The organism is Rhodococcus gannanensis (assembly GCF_042681175.1).
In the GTDB taxonomy this organism is placed as follows: domain Bacteria; phylum Actinomycetota; class Actinomycetes; order Mycobacteriales; family Mycobacteriaceae; genus Rhodococcus_G; species Rhodococcus_G gannanensis.
Genome location: NZ_JBHUFB010000010.1, coordinates 786,812 through 792,261 on the forward strand (window position 1 = coordinate 786,812; position 5,450 = coordinate 792,261).

Consider the following 5,450-nt stretch of genomic DNA (forward strand, 5'->3'; position numbering starts at 1 on the left):
CGCGGTCGGGTTCGTCTACCGCAAGCAGCTCAAGGACGCCGCCGCGAACGGGCAGGACGTCGACGCACTGCGCCTGCAGTTGCAGAACGAGTACGAGGACACCCTCGTCAACCCGTACATCGCCGCCGAACGTGGTTACGTCGACGCCGTCATCCCGCCGTCGCACACCCGCGGTCAGATCGTCGCCGCCCTGCGTCTGCTCGAACGCAAGATGGTGACTCTGCCCCCCAAGAAGCACGGAAACATTCCCCTGTGAGCATCAGCGATGACATCGGCGCAGTGGGCGTCAGCGAATACATTGAACAGGTGACAATCACCGACAACGCACTCGCCGAGGTCGAGGTGCTCACCGAAGCCGCCGAGACGATCGACGCGGCGGCCGCAACCGAAGGTAGGCAATTGCCGGTCATCAAGGTGCTCAAGGGCAATCCCAGCGACGCCGACATCGCCGCGCTCGTCGCGGTCCTCGCCGCCGCAGGCTCGACGGAGGCGCCCGTCGACACCACTCCCGCCGACCACTGGGGAGAGCCGACCAGCATGCACCGCGTGCGCGCGCCGTTCTCGCCCTACGCGTTCAACAACCGAGCGTGACCAGGCTCGTTCTCGCCTCGGCCTCGCCTGCGCGACTCACCGTCCTGCGCAAGGCGGGGATCGAGCCGTACGTGCACGTGTCCGGCGTGGACGAGGACGCGATCCAGGCGGCACTCGGACCCCGCGCGGCACCGCAGCACGTGGTGACGGAGTTGGCCCGGGCTAAGGCGACGGCGGTGCTGCCCGCGCTGCCCGCCGACGTCGTAGCGGACGCTGTGGTCGTCGGATGCGACTCCATGCTGCTGATCGACGGCGAGTTGCAGGGCAAACCGCATCACGCCGACGTCGCCCGGGCACGCTGGCGGTCGATGGCGGGACGCAGCGGCACCCTCCTGACGGGGCACTGCGTGCTGCGGGTCCGCGACGGCGTGCAAGTCGGCGATTCCAGTGCGGACAGCGCGACGGTCGTGCACTTCGGCACCCCGTCGGGCGACGACCTGGAGGCGTACCTCGACTCGGGTGAGCCGATGCAGGTCGCAGGTGCTTTCACCCTGGACGGGCTCGGCGGCTGGTTCATCGATCGCATCGAAGGCGATCCGTCGAGTGTCATCGGCATCGGACTGCCGCTGGTGCGGCGCCTCCTCGGAGACGTCGGGGTGGGAATCGCGGAACTGTGGACGGCCTCGCCGAGTGTGACCTGAACGGCTCGACGTCGGCAAGGCGTCGGGCGGTGCACTGCGCCTAGACTTGCGCTGTCAACTCGTCGTCAGACCGTCAGGAGCCTGCACCGTGCCCGTTGCGCCCGATCCCAACCCGTCCTTCGCGGCCTACGCGCACCCGGAGCGCCTCGTCACCACCGAATGGCTGGGCGCGCACATCGGCACCCCCGGCATCAAGATCGTCGAGTCCGACGAGGACGTGCTGCTCTACGACATCGGACACATCCCCGGCGCGGTGAAGATCGACTGGCACACCGACCTCAACGACCCGGTGACCCGCGACTACATCGACGGCGCGGCGTTCGCGGACCTGATGAGCCGCAAGGGCATTCACCGGGACGACACGGTCGTGATCTACGGCGACAAGAGCAACTGGTGGGCGGCGTACGCCCTGTGGGTGTTCACGCTGTTCGGTCACGAGGACGTCCGCCTGCTCGACGGCGGCCGGGACGCGTGGATCGCGGAGAACCGCGACACCACCTTCGACGTGCCGGAGAACGCGCCCACCGACTACCCGGTCGTCGAACGGAACGACGCCCTGATCCGGGCCTTCAAGGACGACGTGCTCGCCCACCTCGACGGTGGCCCCCTGGTCGACGTCCGGTCGCCCCAGGAGTACACTGGCGAGCGGACCCACATGCCCGACTACCCGGAAGAGGGCGCGCTGCGCGGCGGTCACGTCCCCGGCGCGATCTCGATTCCGTGGGCGAAGGCGGCCGCACCGGACAGCCGGTTCCGCTCGCGCACCGAACTGGACGAGGTGTACTCCGGACTGGCACCCACCGACGACGTGATCGCGTACTGCCGGATCGGCGAGCGGTCGAGCCACACCTGGTTCGTCCTCACTTACCTGCTCGGATTCCAGAAGGTGCGCAACTACGACGGTTCGTGGACCGAGTGGGGCAATGCGGTGCGGGTGCCGATCGTCAAGGGCGAGGAGCCCGGCGAGGTCCCGGCGATCGCATGACGTTGCCCGCACCGCTCGCCGATATCGTCGACGACTTCGCCTCGGTGTCCGACCAGGAGAAACTGCAGTTGCTGCTGGAGTTCAGCAGGGAACTTCCGGAGCTGCCTGACGAGTTGCAGGAAGCGGCGATGGAGCCGGTGCCGGAGTGCCAGTCACCGCTGTTCCTGTCGGTCGACGCGGCGGACCGCGATCACGTCCGGCTGCACTTCAGCGCACCCCCGGAGGCACCGACGACACGCGGATTCGCGTCGATTCTCCATCAGGGTTTGGACGGACAGAGCGCACAGGCGATACTGGAGGTGCCCGGAGACTTCTACTCCGCGCTGGGACTGGCGGACGCCGTCAGCCCGCTGCGACTCCGAGGCATGTCCGCGATGCTGACCCGCATCAAGCGTCATCTGCGGGAGTGAGCGCGACCCCGATTCGACTGTGCCGATCTCGAGAAGTGGGTTCTGCGTATGGAATTCACCGAACTGGTGGACTACCCCGTCACCCCGGGGACGTTGACGGAGTGGATTCCGACCGCTCCGTGCGACGGCGCGAACCCGTGGTTCGTTGACGCCAGGCCGTCGTCGTTCGTGCAGGAGTCCCGGCTGCGTGAGGCGCACACCGACCCGTGGTCGGGACGCGAGTCGTGGCTCGGCACGGCGTTCGAGATCACCGGACCGCTCGACGCCGAGTCCTTCGGTCGCGCGCTGAACACCTGGATCGACCGGCACGAGGGGTTGCGCAGTCACGCGGGACTCACCCCCGGCGCCGGGGACCTGAGGCGGCGGACGGTTGCCCCGGGCCGGGTGCGGGTGGATTCGCAGAAGCACGGTTACCGCACGTCGGCCGCCGAGAACTGCGCGCACCTCCAGTCGCTCTTCGACGGCTGCACGGCGCCGACGTCGTGGCCCGCGTTCGCGTTCGCGACCGTCGAGCCGCCGGACCGCGACCGGGCGTTCACCGTGTACTTCGCCGCCGACCACGCACTCGTCGACGGGTACTCGGTGGTACTCGTCGCGCAGGAGATCGACGCGCTGTACCGCGCCGAGCGGGACGGCGTCGATCCGGCTCTGTTCCCGGTGGGCAGCTACCTGGACTTCAGCGCGCACGAACGCACCCGCGTCGGCGAGTTGTCGACGGACCATCCGGCGGTCGCACTGTGGCGGGGCGTCCTCGACCGCGGACACGGGCAGCTCCCGGAGTTCCCCCTCGACCTCGGCGAACTGCCCGACCACCCGTCCGCGCAGCGCGGGTTGTCCGCGTGGGTCCTCGACCGGGACGACGCGGACGCGTTCGCGGTGATGTGCCGGAAGATCGGGCACGGCTTCTTCGCCGGCGCCCTGGCATGCATGGCGATCGTCGGCTCCGAGCTCGCCGGAGCGGACCGATTCGACGCCGTCACACCCATGCACACCCGCGACGCCCCGGGGTGGGCCGGCTCGATCGGCTGGTTCGTCGGGATCAGTCCGATCAGCTTCGGTGTGCGTGGGGCGGGGTCGTTCGCCGACCTGGTCCGGCGAGCGTCCGTCCAGGTCACGGCCGCGAAACCGGCCTCCCAGGTGCCGTTCGAGTGGGTCTGTGACGCCCTCGGCACCTCCCCCCTCCCCCGGTTCGTGGTGTCGTACATGGACCTGCGGTTCATTCCCGCGGCGACCGAGTGGCCGGACCGGAACGCCCGCGCGCTGCGGAGCAAGCAGTACTCGAGCGACGTGCACATCTGGGTGAACCGGACACCGCAGGGCGTCAACATCGCGGCCCGTTTCCCGGCGACCGAGTCGGCCACGGCGGCGGTCCACCGGTACGTCACCCGGCTGCGCAGCCTCATGGAGGAGGCTGTCGGCACCGGAACGTGCGGACTGCCGGCATCCGTCACCCGGTGAGACCACCCGGCGAACCGAAAAACTACTGGTCAGTAGGGCTTAGGGTGTTCAACGGTTCCGTAGGCGTCGCCCCAGCCGATTGCGTTCGCTTCTCGACCGGTGCATACACTTCGAGAACTGCCGACAACACACCAGCCGGGACTGATCCCCGGAAGGGACGCCCGCCCGTGGCGACCCCTTGCGATCAACAGGAGGCTCCGTGCCCAGTCATGCCAGCACACAGATCACGAAGGTGCTCGTCGCGAACCGCGGTGAGATCGCTGTGCGTGTCATCCGGGCCGCGAAGGACGCCGGGTACGGCAGTGTCGCGGTGTACGCGGAGCCCGATGCGGATGCGCAGTTCGTGAAGCTGGCCGACGAGGCGTTCGCCCTCGGTGGGCAGACCTCGGCCGAGTCGTACCTGGTGTTCGACAAGATCCTCGACGCCGCCGCCAAGTCCGGTGCCGACGCGATCCACCCCGGGTACGGGTTCCTGTCCGAGAACGCCGACTTCGCGCAGGCCGTGATCGACGCCGGCCTGATCTGGATCGGACCGTCGCCGCAGTCGATCCGCGACCTCGGTGACAAGGTCACCGCCCGGCACATCGCCGAACGCGCGAACGCGCCGATGGCCGCCGGCACCAAGGACCCGGTCAAGGGCGCCGACGAGGTCGTCGAATTCGCGAAGCAGTACGGGGTGCCGGTCGCGATCAAGGCGGCGTTCGGTGGCGGTGGCCGCGGCATGAAGGTCGCGCACACCATCGAGGAGATCCCGGAGCTGTTCGAGTCCGCGACCCGTGAGGCGGTCGCCGCGTTCGGTCGTGGGGAGTGCTTCGTCGAGCAGTACCTCGACAAGGCCCGGCACGTGGAGGCGCAGGTGATCGCCGATCAGCACGGCAACGTCATCGTCGCCGGTACCCGCGACTGCTCGCTGCAGCGTCGTTTCCAGAAGCTGGTCGAGGAGGCCCCCGCGCCGTTCCTGACCGACGATCAGCGGGACCGGATCCACAACTCGGCGAAGGCGATCTGCAAGGAGGCCGGCTACTACGGTGCCGGCACCGTGGAGTACCTGGTGCAGGGTGACACCGTCTCCTTCCTGGAGGTCAACACCCGTCTGCAGGTCGAGCATCCGGTCACCGAGGAGACCGCGGGCATCGACCTGGTGCGTCAGCAGTTCCGCATCGCCAACGGTGAGGCCCTCGAGTTCACCGAGGACCCGACCCCGCGCGGGCACTCGTTCGAGTTCCGGATCAACGGTGAGGACGCCGGCCGCGGCTTCCTCCCCGCCCCGGGCCCCATCAGCGTGTACAAGGAGCCGACCGGTCCGGGTGTGCGGGTCGACTCCGGTGTGGTGCAGGGCGATGTGATCGGCGGTCAGTTCGACTC

Annotated in this window: 7 protein-coding genes; all 7 read left to right on the top strand. The window is 68.7% G+C overall.

Features of this window, described 5'->3' with window-relative positions:
* Positions 1-256 (top strand): carboxyl transferase domain-containing protein (locus ACFSJG_RS14770; protein WP_378485936.1); only part of this gene is annotated, 256 nt, incomplete at its 5' end.
* A 50-nt stretch (positions 257-306) separates the two neighbouring features.
* Entirely contained in the window at positions 307-591 is a 285-nt protein-coding gene (locus ACFSJG_RS14775; RefSeq protein ID WP_378485937.1) for an acyl-CoA carboxylase subunit epsilon, read from the top strand.
* Positions 588-1,232: a Maf family protein gene (locus ACFSJG_RS14780; RefSeq protein WP_378485938.1), complete on the top strand. Its 645-nt coding sequence runs from the start codon at positions 588-590 to the stop codon at positions 1,230-1,232. The genes ACFSJG_RS14775 and ACFSJG_RS14780 overlap by 4 nt, the downstream gene beginning before the upstream one ends.
* An 88-nt stretch (positions 1,233-1,320) precedes the next feature.
* Positions 1,321-2,217: a sulfurtransferase gene (locus ACFSJG_RS14785; protein WP_378485939.1), complete on the top strand. Its 897-nt coding sequence runs from the start codon at positions 1,321-1,323 to the stop codon at positions 2,215-2,217.
* Positions 2,214-2,627 (top strand): SufE family protein, encoded by a 414-nt coding sequence (locus ACFSJG_RS14790; protein WP_378485940.1) that lies wholly within the window; start codon positions 2,214-2,216, stop codon positions 2,625-2,627. The genes ACFSJG_RS14785 and ACFSJG_RS14790 overlap by 4 nt, the downstream gene beginning before the upstream one ends.
* A gap of 48 nt (positions 2,628-2,675) precedes the next feature.
* Positions 2,676-4,085, top strand: coding sequence for a condensation domain-containing protein (locus tag ACFSJG_RS14795; RefSeq protein ID WP_378485941.1), 1,410 nt, complete (start codon positions 2,676-2,678; stop codon positions 4,083-4,085).
* A 199-nt stretch (positions 4,086-4,284) separates the two neighbouring features.
* Positions 4,285-5,450, top strand: a 1,166-nt coding sequence (locus ACFSJG_RS14800; protein WP_378485942.1) for an acetyl-CoA carboxylase biotin carboxylase subunit, incomplete at its 3' end; no start/stop codon positions are given.